The following is a 13,633-nucleotide window of genomic DNA, read 5'->3' as shown; positions in this document are numbered from 1 at the left end:
TTGTTTCACGGCTGCCTCTCAGGCCTTCAAGGTATATGAACCCTTGGCCCAGCTCTTTTGAAACCCATGAACGAATGGAATCGTCTTATCTCAGTGTGTTGACCCGGCCAGAAACGGTTCTCCTGCAAATTGCACGCAGCACGTCTCGTCCTGAATCCGATATTGAATTTCATAGCGATCAAGACTCGAGTTCGTTCAAAGTTAACTCACACCGACACCGCGTCAAGGATTTCGAAATCAATCCGATGCCGGGGTCTGTTCATGCACATTGTGGAGGGATTGATACGCGACAGCGCTACGTCCAGTTGAGCTCGACTAGAAAGTCGAAGCAGAACAACGTTGATCGCTGCGCAGATGCTGGCTGACAGGAAGAGTGTCATATACGACCCTAACACGCAACGTCTGAGCGCCGCCCTCTCGGGGTTACAAGTATACAAGAGCTATGGACAAGCCTGTCGGAACAGCTGACATTCCGATGAGGAGCGGACGCGCTCGTTTGAACCGATGATGGGAACAGAATAGTCGCCAATGACCGCTAACGAAGACATGAACCATGGAACTCCATCGGATATTGCGGAAACCTACAAGATACCGGACCATCCTCTCTATACGGTAGGAACGTACGACAACGGTGTTACAGTCCTTAGCCAGCAAGTTCGGGCTCTGAACCTGGTTTATGGCCTTGTAGAATGCGGGTTCGTTCCAGTGACCCATGCCGGAAAACCGGCGCCGGACAAGGTCCAGAGGAAAATTGCAATTATCGGAGGAGGCTTTGCCGGTCTAACCGTTGCTGCTGGGCTCCTGGCGAAAGGAGTCCAAGCCGACATTGTAGTCTTCGAGCAGCGCGACACGCTCTTGCCTCTCCAACAAGGTAGCGACACGAGATGGCTACACCCTCATATCTACAACTGGCCGGCGGAGGGTAGCGAGATCAGTGCGGCCAACCTTCCACTTCTCACATGGACCGCAGCACGCGCCTCCGATGTCGTGGTCCAAGTTCTGTCGGCCTGGAATACGCTAATCGAGAAGATTAAGAATCCGCGCATAGAGCTGTTCTGCAATACGCGCCATTTGCAGATACACGAGGCGGCGGCGCCGAAGAAACTGACAATCGAATGGATCGGTGAGAAACGGGAACCGCGTAGCGGAAACGTCGCCGAGGGGTCGACCGGAGGAAGCACCGGCCAGACCTGCGACTTCGATGTCGTGATTACGGCAACCGGCTTCGGTATTGAAACGGCGAGCAGGTTCTCCTACTGGCGCAACGACATGGTCGGCCAGCCGAACCTGGAGCAGCCTCGCCTGACATTCCTGCTTTCCGGCCAGGGTGATGGCGCAATGATCGATTTGCTGCGGCTTCGAATTTCTCACTTCCGGCAGGATCGCATCCTCTCGGAACTATTTGGCCACAACGACCTGCTCCTCGAGCAGATCCGCGAGATCAAGAAGAAGGACGAGGAAGGTCGCGAAAGCGAAACATTTCAGAGCCTCGAGAAGCTTTCCCTGGACATGAAGGACGCTTTCGACGAGGTAAGCCGACGACTGAGTAGCAGACTGCGCCGTGATACCGATGTGATCCTGCGACTGAAGAAGCCTAAGCTGTCCGATCTTTTTGATGGCGGTGTGAGGATCTCGTTTCAGAACAGAGTCCTTGTTTATGCTCTATACAAATCCGGAGGCTTCGTACCATCGACTGAGAAGGAAACGGTCCTTGTGCGTCAGCACGCAATTCCTCCCGAGCGGGTCATCCGGCGGCACGGGACTAAGCGGGAGATGCAGCTCAAGAACATCCTCTCGGATTCGCTGTTTGCCACACTAGGTTCGAGGAATAGGGAAAAATTCAGACAAACAGACGAACCGAGCTGGGACGGTGGCTATTTTGGCTTCACGGGACGGTTGGGCGATACCCAGGATGCGGGTGATGATATCAGACGTCAGTGGCGCAAGGAGTATCTTCCTGGGGCGACGGCACTTGTCGCCGCGACGTTCTGTGCCGCGGTTGCGAGCTTCCTTTCGTCGAGCCATCCCACAGGGCAGCGCCTTAGGGTCACCTTTCACCGCGCCGTCAGCTTCGGTCGTGAAGAGGTGCTTCAGCAGTGCTGCAAGTATTTTGGTGTCGATGTGGACGAAGGCGGCGAAAGCCCGGCCGGCCGAACATTTCCCGCTGATAATGCGACGATCGGTCTGGCGTACAAGACTCACGCGGTGATAAGGTCGCGGAAGGGAATCGAAGCAGAGGAGCTTGCGGCTGCCATGCAGTTCCTCAATCTCAGTCAGGCGTCTAGGAGTATGGCGCCCGACGTCCGCTTCGTCGCAGCGTTGCCGATGCTTGCCTCCGAGGATGCCCATGGTCGCAACCCCGTCATCGGTGTGTTATATATCGACAGCAGGGCTGACGACTTTTTTCTGGATGGTGATCGACTGCAGGTGGTGCTCAATATGATGGAAGGCTTTGCAGGAAATCTCGACCGGAATGCACTTAGGGACGTGGATCACATCTCCAATCGTGAGCTGGCGCGCGCACCGAGTAAATGGCATACAGCCGTCGAGATCCCGGAAGAGGTCCGCCATGCCCTTGAGACTGTTCCTGTCCCGCTTGCGCGCATGAGGGCGGATTCGCAGTTCAATCTGGAATATTCGGACTTCATTCCAGTAGGCGAAAAGCAGTAGAAAGATCAGGATTTGAAATGGAAAGACTGACATCGGCAAATTCGCAGAAATCCAGTGCCCATTCTCGGGGCGAGGAACCGCGGCAGCCTCTGGTGCACAGGGTGAAGTCATGGCCGCATCTGTTTGAAGCGACCCTCAGCGGTGCCAAGACCCATGACATGCGTCGCGCCACCGATCGTGACTATCAGGTCGGAGATATCCTGTGCCTTGAGGAATTCGAACCCGGTTCGGGCGCCTACACTGGCAGGGAACTGAAGCTGCGCATAACCTACGTAACCTCGGCGGAATTTCCCTGCGCATTGTCTGGTGAAGGCCTGAGCGAGGGTTACTGCATCCTGAGCATTAAACCGGTTGCGAGCGATAACTGATGCCATGTGTGGTCGGCATCTGCGGGCTGACGGGCGCTGGTAAGACCACTGCCCTAAATATTCTCGAGGTCACCATCAATGGGAGGGAAATCTACCTTGGGAAGGCAATCTTCGATGAACTCGACCGACAGGGCATCGATCACGCGCCGGAAAATCAGAAGCGCGTCAGACTGGAGCTGAGGGCGAGCGATGCCGCAGCCATGGTACGTAGAAATATCGATCAGATCAGAGAATGTATCGAGGACCAACAGATCGCCCTAGTGGACGCCGTGATGTCGCCGGCCGAGCTCGATTGCCTGCAATATGACATGCAATGCCCCATCCATTTGCTGCATATCGATGCAAGTCGGCTCGTTAGGGCGGCGAGGCTGGAAAATCGCGGGAAGCGTTCGATGACGCTGCAGCAGGTCGATGACAGAGACCAAACGGAGCGTCAGCAACTGGACATCGAGCATGTGTTCAGCCGCTCGACTACCCGGATCGTTAATGAAGGCTCAATCGATGAACTGGCTCGGGCGCTCGCCGACTTCGTGTCCCGCGGTGGACTGTGATTGGGCAAGGGACGGCAGGATGAAGTTTCGCAGGCTGGGCGCGAGCGCGGGATCGTCGGAATTCCGGACGGGATGCCAGTAGAGTTCTTCGATCTCTGAAAGCGGGCGCGGCGTCCCCTCCAGGGACCCCGTATACAGACGCACAAAGACGCGGGTTGCGTTCATGCCAGCAGCCTGGTCCCCGAAGCACCCCGAAAAAGTAAGTGATCCCCTTTCGACGCCGCAGCCGAGTTCCTCGACGAGTTCCCGCTCAAGTGTCTCGATGTCGCTCTCATCGCCCTCCGGCTTTCCACCTGGGAGGATCAAATGCTCCCCGCCCCTCTTGCGAACCAAAAGGATCATGCCATCCGAGATCACGGCCAGTCCGATTTTCAAGATCGTTCGCATCGCGTTCTCTCCCAAAGATGACTAGCATACTAGGCGAGCTTGCGGCGGCTGGCACGCTCACAGGCGCACAGATCTGTGGATAGAGAGAATCTTGCAACGTTGGCCTTCCGAATACATCCTGCGCGCTATCGCGGGAATATGCTTCCTGTCGCTTTCGGAGGCGACATGGTTCGCGCCCTTGTGAAAGCTGAATAGAGAGGCGACGTCACCAGCCAGTTAGAAACCCGACACTGGCTCTAATAATTAGCATCCGATCCGACCGGCTGGGCCGGGTGGTGAAGCTCCGCTTCGGCTTTAGAGCGTGTCCATTTTATTCGGGGTCGTAGCCGCAAGATTTGTAAGCGTTCGGTCAGGCCATTTCTGACGGACCTTGCAGTTTCCACGGCAGGAGTGCGTCGATCCGGTTGATGGGATGATCGGCGATGTGGGTGAGAACCTCCCGCAGGTAGGCTTCCAGATCGTGGCCGTTGAGCGGTGCGGACTCGATCAACGACTGGATTGCAGCGGTGCGGTCGCCGTCCCTCTCTGATCCCGCAAACAGCCACTTCTTGTGGCCGAGCGCAATCGCCCGTTCAGCCGTATTGTTGTCGATCTCGATGGTGCCGTCTGCAAGGAAGCGGCAAAGCGATTTCCAGCGGGAAAGCGCGTATCGGATGGCTTCCGCTGTCCCGGATTTTTGCGGCTGCCGTTCGGATTGTCGTCCAGCCATAGCCACAAGGCTTCGACCTTGGGACCGCTGCCATGTTGCCGCGCAGCTTTCCGCACATCTGGCGGCCCACCACAAATGGCTTTTTCAATGTCGTAGAGTTCGCCGATCCGTGCTGGAACACGACGCATCAATAGGAGCCTTCCAGCATTTCTTCGCTTTCGACTTCGCCTGTCTCCGCGGACCTGTTGGGGCGGCTGGCCATTCTCGGAAATGAAGACGTAGACGAGAAAATTAGGGTTGCTCTGATCAAAGGCATAGATGTCAGATCCGCCAACTCCTACCGCATCCACATCCGGCAGAACGAGACTGGGAGCTCTAGGATCCCGGTTTCGCAGAAAAGCGTCATGTCGATGAACACGACCATGGATCCGCCGAACACCGTTGGGCGCGATTCTTTCATCGAAAAATTCGGATCATCTGGGGCATACCTTTTGACACCCGTTTCACGCGATGTATCCGGGGAACTTCAGATCCACGAGGAACTGGCGATTTTAAAGAAGACCTTATACCTCAGGGACGCATGGGAAATCGGACCGCGAGACGTAGATGCTCTGGCGTTTCGTCCGGACGACGTTGTCGCGATACCCAAAGGCCGAAGCAATCCTCCCATCCAGGCGCTCCTGAAGCTCTACAACGTAAGAAGTGATGCCTAGTACCCCAAATGACAAACCACTGCGCCGTGGATTCGTCGCCTTTTTCCAAAACTGGAAATTGCGTTTTCAATTGCGAATGTTCAGATTAACTTGTGCCGAATCGCCGGGCGCATCGATTTTGAACGCAGGTCCGCAGATTGTCAGAAGCATCGAATTTTTCAGCAGCAGATTCTTTCATCGGCTACGTCTATCAATGCGAATACGCACTATACCGCGCTCTAGATCCCGATGATCATGCGCAGGGCGTCATGATCGAAACGCTGGATGATGTCACGGCGGAAGGCCTGGACGCGCTTGAGCTGATTCAGCTTAAGCATCACGATCAGAAGAAGTTGAAATCGCTGACGGACAAGAGCGAGGATGTCTGGAAGACCGTGCGGGCTTGGTCGATGGCGATACAGAAGGGAGCGGTCGATGCGGCAAACGCCAAGTTCTTCCTCCTGACGACCGCTCCCAGCTCGACCTCGTCTATGCTGGCAGAGCATCTTTTGGCCCCCGGCGAAGGGTCGAAACGCAACGTCACCGAAGCATATAACTTGATGGTCGCTATCGCCGAAGAGATGGCCGCCAGCAACGTTGAAGATAATCGCAAGCGGGCTGGGCCGTTCCTAGCTCTCGATGAGGTCCATCGCAAAGCTCTGGTGTCGAACATTACGATCGTCTCCAACATGCCCGTTATCGAAGAACTCAGGAAGAAAATCCTGAAACGTCTGAGTTTCAGCGGCGCGACAGCCGAAAACCTGGAGGAGTTTACCGAAGCGATAGCGGGTTGGTGGTACACAGCCCTGATACAGCGGCTGAGGACGCCGGGGCGCGAGATGATTTCGAAGGAGGCGCTTCAGGAAAAGATTTCGAGCCTGGTGGTCCAGTACGCCGCGATGACGCTTCCAATGTTCGAAGACATCGGAAAGCCCGGGGACGACGACGTCAACGTGCTACGGCGCAGGCTCTTCGTGAAGCAACTAGCAGCGATCGGACATACCGGAGGCATGGTTGCAGTCTCCAGCGCGATGACCGATTATTACAAGGCGGACGGCCACATCAAGCGGTGGGTCCAAAACCTTCAGGTTGAACCGAAAGATCTTGCGACTTTCGAGGAAGAATTGACGGGCCATTGGGCGACCAACTTCGCCACGGCTGAGGCGGAAGCCCAATTTCTGACGGACGATCCAGATTCCGAGAAAAAGCATCAGGGGCTAGGTAGGACTGCCTTAAAGGAAACGCTTCAGGGCAGCCAGGCCAAGTTGAAGGGCCTTTCGCTCGATTACCTCCGGCGCGGCGTCTTCCATATGATGGCGAACAAGCCGTCCATCGGCTGGCATCCACAGTGGTCGTCGATCTTCAAGGGGGAAAACTGACATGCCGCTCGAGCAGTGGGTTCACCGCCAACCCGATCATGCCAACTGCTTCAACCCCGGTTACCTGGCGCTACTTATGCAGGCAACGGTCAAGGCCTATGAGAAGCAGGCCCAACCCATGCCCTTTTCCTTGGTATTTCCGGCTACTACCATGGTGCTGCATCCGGGCATCCGATCCTCGCTCCCCAAGACGGTTGCTACGGGTTGGCCGAAATGGTTGAGGGACGATCCCCAAATCCGCGTGGATCTTGCATCTTCGATGCGCGCGCTGGTTCCTTCAATCAAGGAGGGCGCGCTGACCGCGCTCAGGTCGCGATGGATCGCTGCCGCTCCCGGCGGACGGTTGACAATATCCACACCGCCGACATTGGGGAAATCACCGATCGCCGCCGAATTCGAACAGGATCTTTCGGCAGCCACGTTCGTCGGCAAATGGCTGGCTCGAGCGGGCACCGAACAGGATATCTATATCAAGATAGGGGTTAGGCCCTGATGCAAATCAAATCCGTTATCCTTTATTCTCACGACGGGCGGGTACGCGAGCTTCCCTTCGAGCTTGGAGCTGTCAACATCCTCAGTGGTCCGAGCGGTAAAGGCAAGTCCGCTCTCTTGAGTGTCATCGACTACTGCCTTGGATCGTCAAGCTTCGACGTCCCCGCTGGTTTCATCTCCAGCGCCGTGTCCTGGTTCGCCGTCAAGCTGGCGATCGGGACGGAAATCATGTTCGTCGCCAGGCGCGGCGTGAAAACCGGAAAGAAAGCCAGCACAGAATTCCACCAAGTATATCTAGCGGGAGATGAGACGCCCACCTTCGACGAGCTGCGTTCCAACGTCACGCGAGAGGAAGTGGTCGACCGTATCGGCGGTCGGCTCGGTGTTGGCGAGACCCTGCTGCCACGCGCCGATGGTACGGCGGACAAGAAAAAGCTCACCTTCAGGTCAGGCTTGATCTATTGCCTGCAGAAGCAGAATGAAATCGCCAACCCAGACCTGTATTTCCATCGCCAGAGCGAACTGGTCCAAACTATCAGGGACACCCTGCCATACTACCTTGGCGCAATCTCCCCGACTATCATCGAGAACCAGGCACGGCTGCGGCTCATGAAGAAGCGGTTGCGCGAGATCGAGCGCGAGTTGCAGAAGAACTCGTCGGTCTCCGAGCGGGTAGATAGCGAGATCCAGTCCCTTATCGCGGATAGCGTAAGGCTCGGCCTACTAGACCACCCCCCGTCGCCGGATACCTCCCCTATCAAGCTCGTGGACATGCTCACCGAGCAATTCGCACAAACAAACTTTGTGGTCGGCGCAGGCAGCGGTGTCGATACACTGACACGTTTGAACACCGAACTGATCAAGAGAACCCGCGAACGCGCCGATCTCAAGAAACAGATCGACGCTCTCGAACAATTCGACGGCGATCAGGATGTCGTCGATGTCGCCTTGAACGAGCAGCGCAGACGTCTCCAGGCGATCGAGGTCCTTCCCGCCTGGCACGATGCCGCCACATGCCCCGTCTGTGACAGCCAACTGGAGACCGTCACCGCTTCCGCTGCCGACATGCGATCGGCACTGGTAAAGCTCGGATCAGAGTTGAGCGTGGTTGGAAGCGACCGCGTCGATCTAAGGCGGCATCTTTCCACCAAGCGCGCCGAGCTCACCGAAATCAACGAGCAGATCTCGGAAGTTCGCCGCGAGGTCGCTCGCTTGAACGAAGAACAGGAAGAGATCCGGGCACTTCTCGAAAAGCGAAACGAGATCTCCCGGCTGTCCGGCATGTTTCAGATGTTCCGTAAGCTCGTCGTGACGGCTGACACGAACGGCAACGCGGCGCTGGAGAGCGCCCGGGATGCCCTGATCTCCGACATCGAGGTGCTCGAAGACGAAACGAACCTTGGAGATGTACGCGCCAAGACCACCATGTTCCTCGGCGCCATCGGCAACACGCTCACCGAATGGGCTCGTGAGCAAAAACTGGAGTATTCGGCCGGGTTTCTGACTTTCGACATAAGAGGCCCGCGGCTGGTCAGTCAGCTTCCCGACGAGACGGTTCCGTTCTCTCGCTTCGGAAGCGGCCGAAATTGGGTCTGGTACCATCTGCTGGGCCATATGGCACTCCACGCGTGGTTCCGCGGCAACAATCGACCCGTACCCTCGTTTATCGTTCTTGATCAGCCATCACAGGTTTACTTCCCGTCGGTCGCGGGTGCGAGAGACAAAGAGGACTGGCAAGAGGTCAAGCGCATCTACCATTGGCTGTTCAAGGTGGCGGCCGACATGGAAGGCGGTATTCAGATCATCGTCACTGACCACGCAAGATTCGAAGACGACAAGGAATTCATGCGGCACCTAAGGCATGATTGGTGGAATGACGAGATGTTGGTTCCTACCGATTGGCCGAACGGCTGATCGGTAAGGACACGTTCGCGGGCGGTGTCACCAGCGGCATCATGAGCGATCGAAGTTCGCTGCCAAAAGTTGCGGCGGGTGGGGCCGAGGCTAATCCTGTCTGTCGACAACAGGCAGGGCCAAGCGCATTCGGTTGGTTTCCACGCGGAACTGAGCCCGTCGCCGCCAGCCGATCGCTCCCTAAGTGACACCCCATGCCCGAAACCTCCCCCTCCCCGTCATCTCGCGCAAGCCCAGTTCCAAAACGATCCGCCGCGCCGCCTGCGGCGTGACCTCGAGCGTTTTCGCCACCATTTTTGCCGACACCAACGGTTTTGCCATGACGAGTTCGACCAGCTCCGGCAGCTTTGAAGATTTTCGGCGCCCTTCCAGTTTCCGGTCCATCATCGTTTTCGCCAGCGTTAACCGTTCATGCTCCTTCATGCCGATCTCGGCGGCCGCCAAAAGTCCGTGGGCGATGGCGAGCAGCCGGGTTTCACGATCGCGATGCCGGCGCCGATCGACGGGAATGGTTTTCAGGCCGAGATTGATGGCGGCCAGATGCGCGCCGGTAGTGATGTCGGCCTGGCGCAGGACCGAGGCAACTAATAGCCGGCCGAGCCAGGGCGCATGTTGCAGGACGGACAATTCGTTCCAGGCATCCAGGGTCACGATCGCCTGCATCACCGCAGGCAGATCGTTTGCCTGCCGCAGCACGCCGCGCCACTCGTCCAGCCGGGCGTCCTCGTCCCAGTCGAGATCATAGACCAACGCATCGCGTTCGCGGATCCGGCCGTGGCCCGGCCGTGTTGCGTTCTCGATCGCGGCGTCAGAGCGCGCGAGCAGCGCATCGATGGCGGCATAGTCGACGCCGGGTGGATTCGCCGCGTCATCACGGTCGTCCCCCTCCCCTTCCGGATCGATGACGACGGCGGACCGAATGACGCCGGCCGGCTCCAACGCGGTAGCGCCGACCGGATTTGTGTCCGACGTCTGTCGCAAAGTTCGGATACCATTCGCCGAGAGGGCCCAGTCCGGTGACTGTGCAGCAATGCGTCGGCGGGTGCGCAACACGTCGCGGGCGATGGTCAGTTCGTGGGTGGGTGTGCGGATATCGCGGGTGGCGTCGTGGAGGACGAGGTCTTCGAGATGGACGAGTTCGCCGTCGATCCACAAGGAGGCGCAGGCGTCAGCGAAATGAGACCGTTCGATCCATCCCTGGCCGACCGGCGAGCGGGCAATGCGCTCGTCCAAGCGCGTCAGAGCGATGCCGGCGTCGAACGCCGGCTCCATCAGGGCTGTCATGCTGATTTTCGCGAGATCGTAAGCCTTTGAAATCATGGTAAATGGTTTGCTAAAGGAACCTATCTCCAAGTTTAGTTTCTACACTTCTTATGATGCTCCAGGCCACGCCTGGCCATCGATAAGTACTGGTTATCGATGGTTGATTGATTTGGCGGCCCAAATCAGCAAGAATTGCAGCAAATCACGGCCTCAAGGCCGTCTAAACCACGATTTTGGAGGGTCCGTGGCCAAAGCCAAGACATCCCTGACCGCGGTGGAGCGGAGCGCTGAAGAGCTCGACACCATCGCCGCCGTGCTGCCGATCGAGCGCCGCGACGAGCTCGCCGAGCTCCTGAACGATCACGATGTCGAGACGCTGCGCCATCTCGTCAACCAGGGCATGGGCGCCAACACCCTGCGCGCCCTGACTTCGGATCTCGCCTGTCTCGAGGCCTGGGGGTTGGCGGCCAACCAAAAATCGCTACGCTGACCGGCGCGCCCGAGGCGCTGCTTTTGAAATTCGTCGCACCCGCAACACCGCGAGACCGATCCAGATCACGGCATGCCGGCCCGGACAATCCTGATGATCGCCTTTGCCTCCGCAGGCGGCCGGCGCGGTAAGATCGCCGGCTTGCGGCGCGAGCAGCTGACTGTCGAGGCGCCGATCAAGATACCGGATGGCCCTCCCCTCTCTCGCCATCCATCTCGGTCGGACTATGACCAGCAGCGGCGAGGCGGACGACGTCATCTGTCCGGTCGGCCGGGCGCGGCACTGGATGCCTGGATGGCGGCTGCCAAGATCGACAGCGGCAGCGTGTTTAGGGGATCGGGCGGTGGGGAACTTTGTCGTGTCAGGCGCTCGACCCGCAGTCCGTCAACGCGATCATCAAGCAGCGGGTGGAAGTGGCTGGGTTGGATAGGGCGGAGTTTTCCGCGCACGGCTTGCGTTCGGGATATCTGACCGAGGCAGCAGACCGCGGAATTCGTCTCCCGGAGGCCATGGAGCAGTCGCGCCACCGGTCGGCTCAGCAAGCATAGAGCTACTACAATAACGCAACGCCTCGGAGCGGGCGCGCCGCTAGAATGCTATAGCCGAGGTTAGCTAAACGCACTGCAATCTGGCGTCGGAAGTTCTTTCACATGCTTGAAAAGGACGGAAATCTCGTGTAGAAATCTAGAAAGAACGATATTATTCTAGACGGAAATGTTCACCGATGAGCCTCAGCATCAAGGATCCGGAAGCCCACCGCTTAGCGCAGGCGATCTCGCACGCAACGGGCGAAAGCATGACCCGCGTCGTCACCGAGGCGCTGCGCGAGCGGTTCGCGAAGATCGAACGCCGAAAGGGGCGCGCCAGCGTCGAGGAGCTTCTGGCGATCGCCGATCGCGCCGCAGCGCACGTCAAACACCCCTATGTCGATCACGCCGATTTCCTCTATGACGAGAACGGCCTGCCAAAATGATCGTCGATACCTCGGCGCTGGTCGCAATCCTTTACCGCGAGCCTGAAGCGGCGAGTTTCGTTAAGATCATCCATGACGCGGAACTCACGCGGATCAGCGTCGCCAATTACGTTGAGTTGTCGATGGTGGTCGAGGGTCAGCTCGGGGCCGATGGCGTGCGCCAGGCCGAGGCTTTCTTCCGGCGCGCCGGCATCATCATCGAGCCGGTCACGCTCGAGCATGGCGAGCTAGCCCGACAGGCATTTCTCGATTTCGGCAAAGGCCGTCACAAAGCCGGCCTCAATTTTGGCGACTGCTTTGCCTATGCTCTGACGAAAGCGTCTGGCGAGCCGCTGCTGTTCAAAGGCAATGACTTCACTCAAACCGATGTCCACGCGGCGTGATCATGGCCGACGAAGCACCGCCTGTGCCTCCGGCGGTGCTGTTGGCACGGCTGCGCACGGCGACAAACCGAACTCAGTCTCCACCATCGAGCGCCGCCTTTTGGCGATCGGCTGGAACTGCACGCAGCGCGGCATGGTGCTCGACCGGAAGAATCGGGCGATCGCCGCTGTCATGGCCGGCATACGCAACAAGCACACCTCCCCTTCCCGCCAGAAGGAAGCCACCCTGCGCGACGGTTTGATCGCCATGCTGCAGGCGCTCGATGACGGAACGCTGCGCAACCTGCCCGATAGGGCCTGGCTCCTGATCTGCTGATCGGCTTAGCCGGTGGCTTTATGTGATTTGTCCGACAGGTTTCCTCTCAAAACTGCGAGTAGACGACACACAATCTTTCGCCTATCGATTGCTTATGAAATCGTCGCTTGAACATATGCCGCTTCGCAAGCAGAGAGAGCTCGGCCGAGTTCTCGAAATCCTCCACGAGGAATTCGAGGATGCGCTGAAGGAAGGCACGGCCGATTTTAAGAAGCGCGGCAGGATCTTGAAGATTATCCTGTTCGGCTCCTACGCCAAGGGCGGATGGGTCGATGAACCTTTCACGATGAAGGGGTATCGCTCCGATTTCGATCTCTTGATCATCGTCAACAACCGCAAGCTCTGCGAGTTCGCCGAGTACTGGCACAAGGCGGCCGACCGGCTGACCCACGAAGCCGCGATCGAAACGCCAGTCAGCTTCATCGTGCATTCGAGACGCGAGGTGAATACCTACCTCAAGGAGGGGCAGTATTTCTTCTCTGACATTCGCAAGGAAGGCATTGTTCTTTACGAACTGGATGATGAACCTCTGGCGGAACCAGGAAGGCTTTCGATGGAGGATCGGCTCCGCGTTGCGACCGAGCACTTCGAGCAAAGGTTTCGAGCGGCAACTCGTTTCCTGGAAATGGGCCGCGTGGCGATAGATCGGGGGTATGTAGAGAATGCGGCTTTCGAACTTCATCAATCGCTTGAGCAAGCCTATTCCTGCGTTCTACTCACTCTCACCAATTACGGACAACCATCGCATAACATTAAATTCCTGCGCTCGCTCGCCGAGGAGCAGGACCGTCGGCTGGCCGAAGCCCTCCCGCGTGATCAGCACCGGGAACGTGCTTGGTTCAACACATTGAACGAAGCATATGTGAAGGCGCGCTATTCGAAACATTACGAAATCAGCGAGGAGGCCCTCACCTGGCTCGGCGAACGGACGACCGCGCTGCTTGAATTGGTGAGAGCCGTTTGCTTCGAGCATCTCGAAAAGCTCAAACACGACAGCCACTAACAGCCGGGGTAGCACGGCGAATGGTGTCAATCGGTGTAATCGTTGGCCCAGATGACCCCGCGCGTGATAGGTGCGAGCAGTCGACTTGATCGGCGACTCGGTC

The 13,633-nt window shown here is 57.8% G+C and carries 14 protein-coding genes and 1 pseudogene; 12 read left to right on the top strand and 3 right to left on the bottom strand.

What is annotated here, in order from left to right; all coding sequences use genetic code 11:
- Window positions 1-528 precede the first annotated feature (528 nt).
- The 3 genes from N2600_RS26105 to N2600_RS26095 are packed head-to-tail and all read left to right on the top strand — an operon-like array spanning window position 529 to window position 3,589.
- Window positions 529-2,670, top strand: a complete 2,142-nt coding sequence (locus N2600_RS26105) for an FAD-dependent oxidoreductase (protein ID WP_260299336.1) — start codon at window positions 529-531, stop codon at window positions 2,668-2,670.
- A gap of 17 nt (window positions 2,671-2,687) precedes the next feature.
- Window positions 2,688-3,038 (top strand): DUF3850 domain-containing protein, encoded by a 351-nt coding sequence (locus N2600_RS26100; protein ID WP_260299335.1) that lies wholly within the window; start codon window positions 2,688-2,690, stop codon window positions 3,036-3,038.
- Window positions 3,038-3,589 (top strand): AAA family ATPase, encoded by a 552-nt coding sequence (locus tag N2600_RS26095; RefSeq protein ID WP_260299334.1) that lies wholly within the window; start codon window positions 3,038-3,040, stop codon window positions 3,587-3,589. Before N2600_RS26100 ends, N2600_RS26095 begins: the two co-directional genes overlap by 1 nt.
- On the opposite strand, the gene N2600_RS26090 is transcribed toward N2600_RS26095, so the two are convergent.
- Window positions 3,533-3,976: an NUDIX hydrolase gene (locus N2600_RS26090; RefSeq protein ID WP_260299333.1), complete on the bottom strand. Its 444-nt coding sequence runs from the start codon at window positions 3,974-3,976 to the stop codon at window positions 3,533-3,535. The genes N2600_RS26095 and N2600_RS26090 overlap by 57 nt on opposite strands.
- A 349-nt stretch (window positions 3,977-4,325) precedes the next feature.
- Window positions 4,326-4,685 carry an IS66 family transposase gene (locus tag N2600_RS26085; protein WP_260299332.1) on the bottom strand — a complete coding sequence of 120 codons (360 nt, stop codon included), beginning with the start codon at window positions 4,683-4,685 and terminating at the stop codon, window positions 4,326-4,328.
- Between the two features lie 344 nt (window positions 4,686-5,029).
- Here N2600_RS26085 and N2600_RS26080 point away from each other — a divergent pair, with 344 nt between their 5' ends.
- From N2600_RS26080 to N2600_RS26065, 4 genes are all read left to right on the top strand, one after another.
- Window positions 5,030-5,338 (top strand): hypothetical protein, encoded by a 309-nt coding sequence (locus N2600_RS26080; RefSeq protein WP_260299331.1) that lies wholly within the window; start codon window positions 5,030-5,032, stop codon window positions 5,336-5,338.
- Window positions 5,339-5,475: 137 nt separating this feature from the next.
- Entirely contained in the window at window positions 5,476-6,696 is a 1,221-nt protein-coding gene (locus N2600_RS26075) for an ABC-three component system protein (protein ID WP_260299330.1), read from the top strand.
- A 1-nt stretch (window position 6,697) separates the two neighbouring features.
- The gene (locus N2600_RS26070) at window positions 6,698-7,189 is read left to right on the top strand and encodes a three component ABC system middle component (protein WP_260299329.1); all 492 of its coding nucleotides are present in this window, start codon (window positions 6,698-6,700) and stop codon (window positions 7,187-7,189) included.
- On the top strand, window positions 7,189-9,102 hold the full coding sequence (locus N2600_RS26065) for a DUF3732 domain-containing protein (protein ID WP_260299328.1): 1,914 nt from the start codon (window positions 7,189-7,191) through the stop codon (window positions 9,100-9,102). The genes N2600_RS26070 and N2600_RS26065 overlap by 1 nt, the downstream gene beginning before the upstream one ends.
- Before the next feature lie 180 nt (window positions 9,103-9,282).
- Here the strand turns inward: N2600_RS26065 and N2600_RS26060 are convergent, their stop codons facing one another.
- On the bottom strand, window positions 9,283-10,422 hold the full coding sequence (locus N2600_RS26060; RefSeq protein WP_260299487.1) for an RHE_PE00001 family protein: 1,140 nt from the start codon (window positions 10,420-10,422) through the stop codon (window positions 9,283-9,285).
- 187 nt (window positions 10,423-10,609) lie between these two features.
- On the opposite strand from N2600_RS26060, the pseudogene N2600_RS26055 reads away from it, so the two are divergent.
- The 5 genes and pseudogenes from N2600_RS26055 to N2600_RS26035 all read left to right on the top strand — a co-directional run bounded on the left by N2600_RS26055 (window position 10,610) and on the right by N2600_RS26035 (window position 13,530).
- Window positions 10,610-11,403, top strand: a pseudogene (locus N2600_RS26055) (hypothetical protein).
- A gap of 176 nt (window positions 11,404-11,579) precedes the next feature.
- Entirely contained in the window at window positions 11,580-11,828 is a 249-nt protein-coding gene (locus N2600_RS26050; RefSeq protein WP_162118950.1) for a type II toxin-antitoxin system VapB family antitoxin, read from the top strand.
- A complete protein-coding gene (locus tag N2600_RS26045; RefSeq protein WP_260299327.1) occupies window positions 11,825-12,211 on the top strand; it encodes a type II toxin-antitoxin system VapC family toxin in 387 nt (128 codons plus the stop codon). Before N2600_RS26050 ends, N2600_RS26045 begins: the two co-directional genes overlap by 4 nt.
- Entirely contained in the window at window positions 12,195-12,527 is a 333-nt protein-coding gene (locus N2600_RS26040) for a hypothetical protein (protein WP_445944952.1), read from the top strand. Before N2600_RS26045 ends, N2600_RS26040 begins: the two co-directional genes overlap by 17 nt.
- Window positions 12,528-12,621: 94 nt before the next feature.
- Window positions 12,622-13,530, top strand: a complete 909-nt coding sequence (locus tag N2600_RS26035) for a nucleotidyltransferase and HEPN domain-containing protein (protein WP_222387190.1) — start codon at window positions 12,622-12,624, stop codon at window positions 13,528-13,530.
- The last annotated feature ends 103 nt before the right edge of the window (window positions 13,531-13,633 follow it).

It is taken from the genome of Rhizobium sp. WSM1274 (assembly GCF_025200775.1).
In the GTDB taxonomy this organism is placed as follows: Bacteria; Pseudomonadota; Alphaproteobacteria; order Rhizobiales; family Rhizobiaceae; genus Rhizobium; species Rhizobium leguminosarum_I.
Note: the sequence above shows the minus strand (reverse complement) of the source record. Positions and strands in the feature narration are given on the sequence as shown.

Excerpts from the sequence above, each read along its gene's own strand:
- N2600_RS26100 (WP_260299335.1), top strand. The coding sequence starts at position 2,688 with ATGGAAAGACTGACATCGGCAAATTCGCAGAAATCCAGTGCCCATTCT.
- N2600_RS26080 (WP_260299331.1), top strand. The coding sequence starts at position 5,030 with ATGTCGATGAACACGACCATGGATCCGCCGAACACCGTTGGGCGCGAT.
- N2600_RS26050 (WP_162118950.1), top strand. The coding sequence starts at position 11,580 with ATGAGCCTCAGCATCAAGGATCCGGAAGCCCACCGCTTAGCGCAGGCG.
- N2600_RS26040 (WP_445944952.1), top strand. The coding sequence starts at position 12,195 with ATGTCCACGCGGCGTGATCATGGCCGACGAAGCACCGCCTGTGCCTCC.
- N2600_RS26065 (WP_260299328.1), top strand. The coding sequence starts at position 7,189 with ATGCAAATCAAATCCGTTATCCTTTATTCTCACGACGGGCGGGTACGC.
- N2600_RS26045 (WP_260299327.1), top strand. The coding sequence starts at position 11,825 with ATGATCGTCGATACCTCGGCGCTGGTCGCAATCCTTTACCGCGAGCCT.
- N2600_RS26070 (WP_260299329.1), top strand. The coding sequence starts at position 6,698 with ATGCCGCTCGAGCAGTGGGTTCACCGCCAACCCGATCATGCCAACTGC.
- N2600_RS26105 (WP_260299336.1), top strand. The coding sequence starts at position 529 with ATGACCGCTAACGAAGACATGAACCATGGAACTCCATCGGATATTGCG.
- N2600_RS26060 (WP_260299487.1), bottom strand. The coding sequence starts at position 10,422 with ATGATTTCAAAGGCTTACGATCTCGCGAAAATCAGCATGACAGCCCTG.
- N2600_RS26095 (WP_260299334.1), top strand. The coding sequence starts at position 3,038 with ATGCCATGTGTGGTCGGCATCTGCGGGCTGACGGGCGCTGGTAAGACC.
- N2600_RS26085 (WP_260299332.1), bottom strand. The coding sequence starts at position 4,685 with ATGGCTGGACGACAATCCGAACGGCAGCCGCAAAAATCCGGGACAGCG.
- N2600_RS26090 (WP_260299333.1), bottom strand. The coding sequence starts at position 3,976 with ATGCGAACGATCTTGAAAATCGGACTGGCCGTGATCTCGGATGGCATG.
- N2600_RS26035 (WP_222387190.1), top strand. The coding sequence starts at position 12,622 with ATGAAATCGTCGCTTGAACATATGCCGCTTCGCAAGCAGAGAGAGCTC.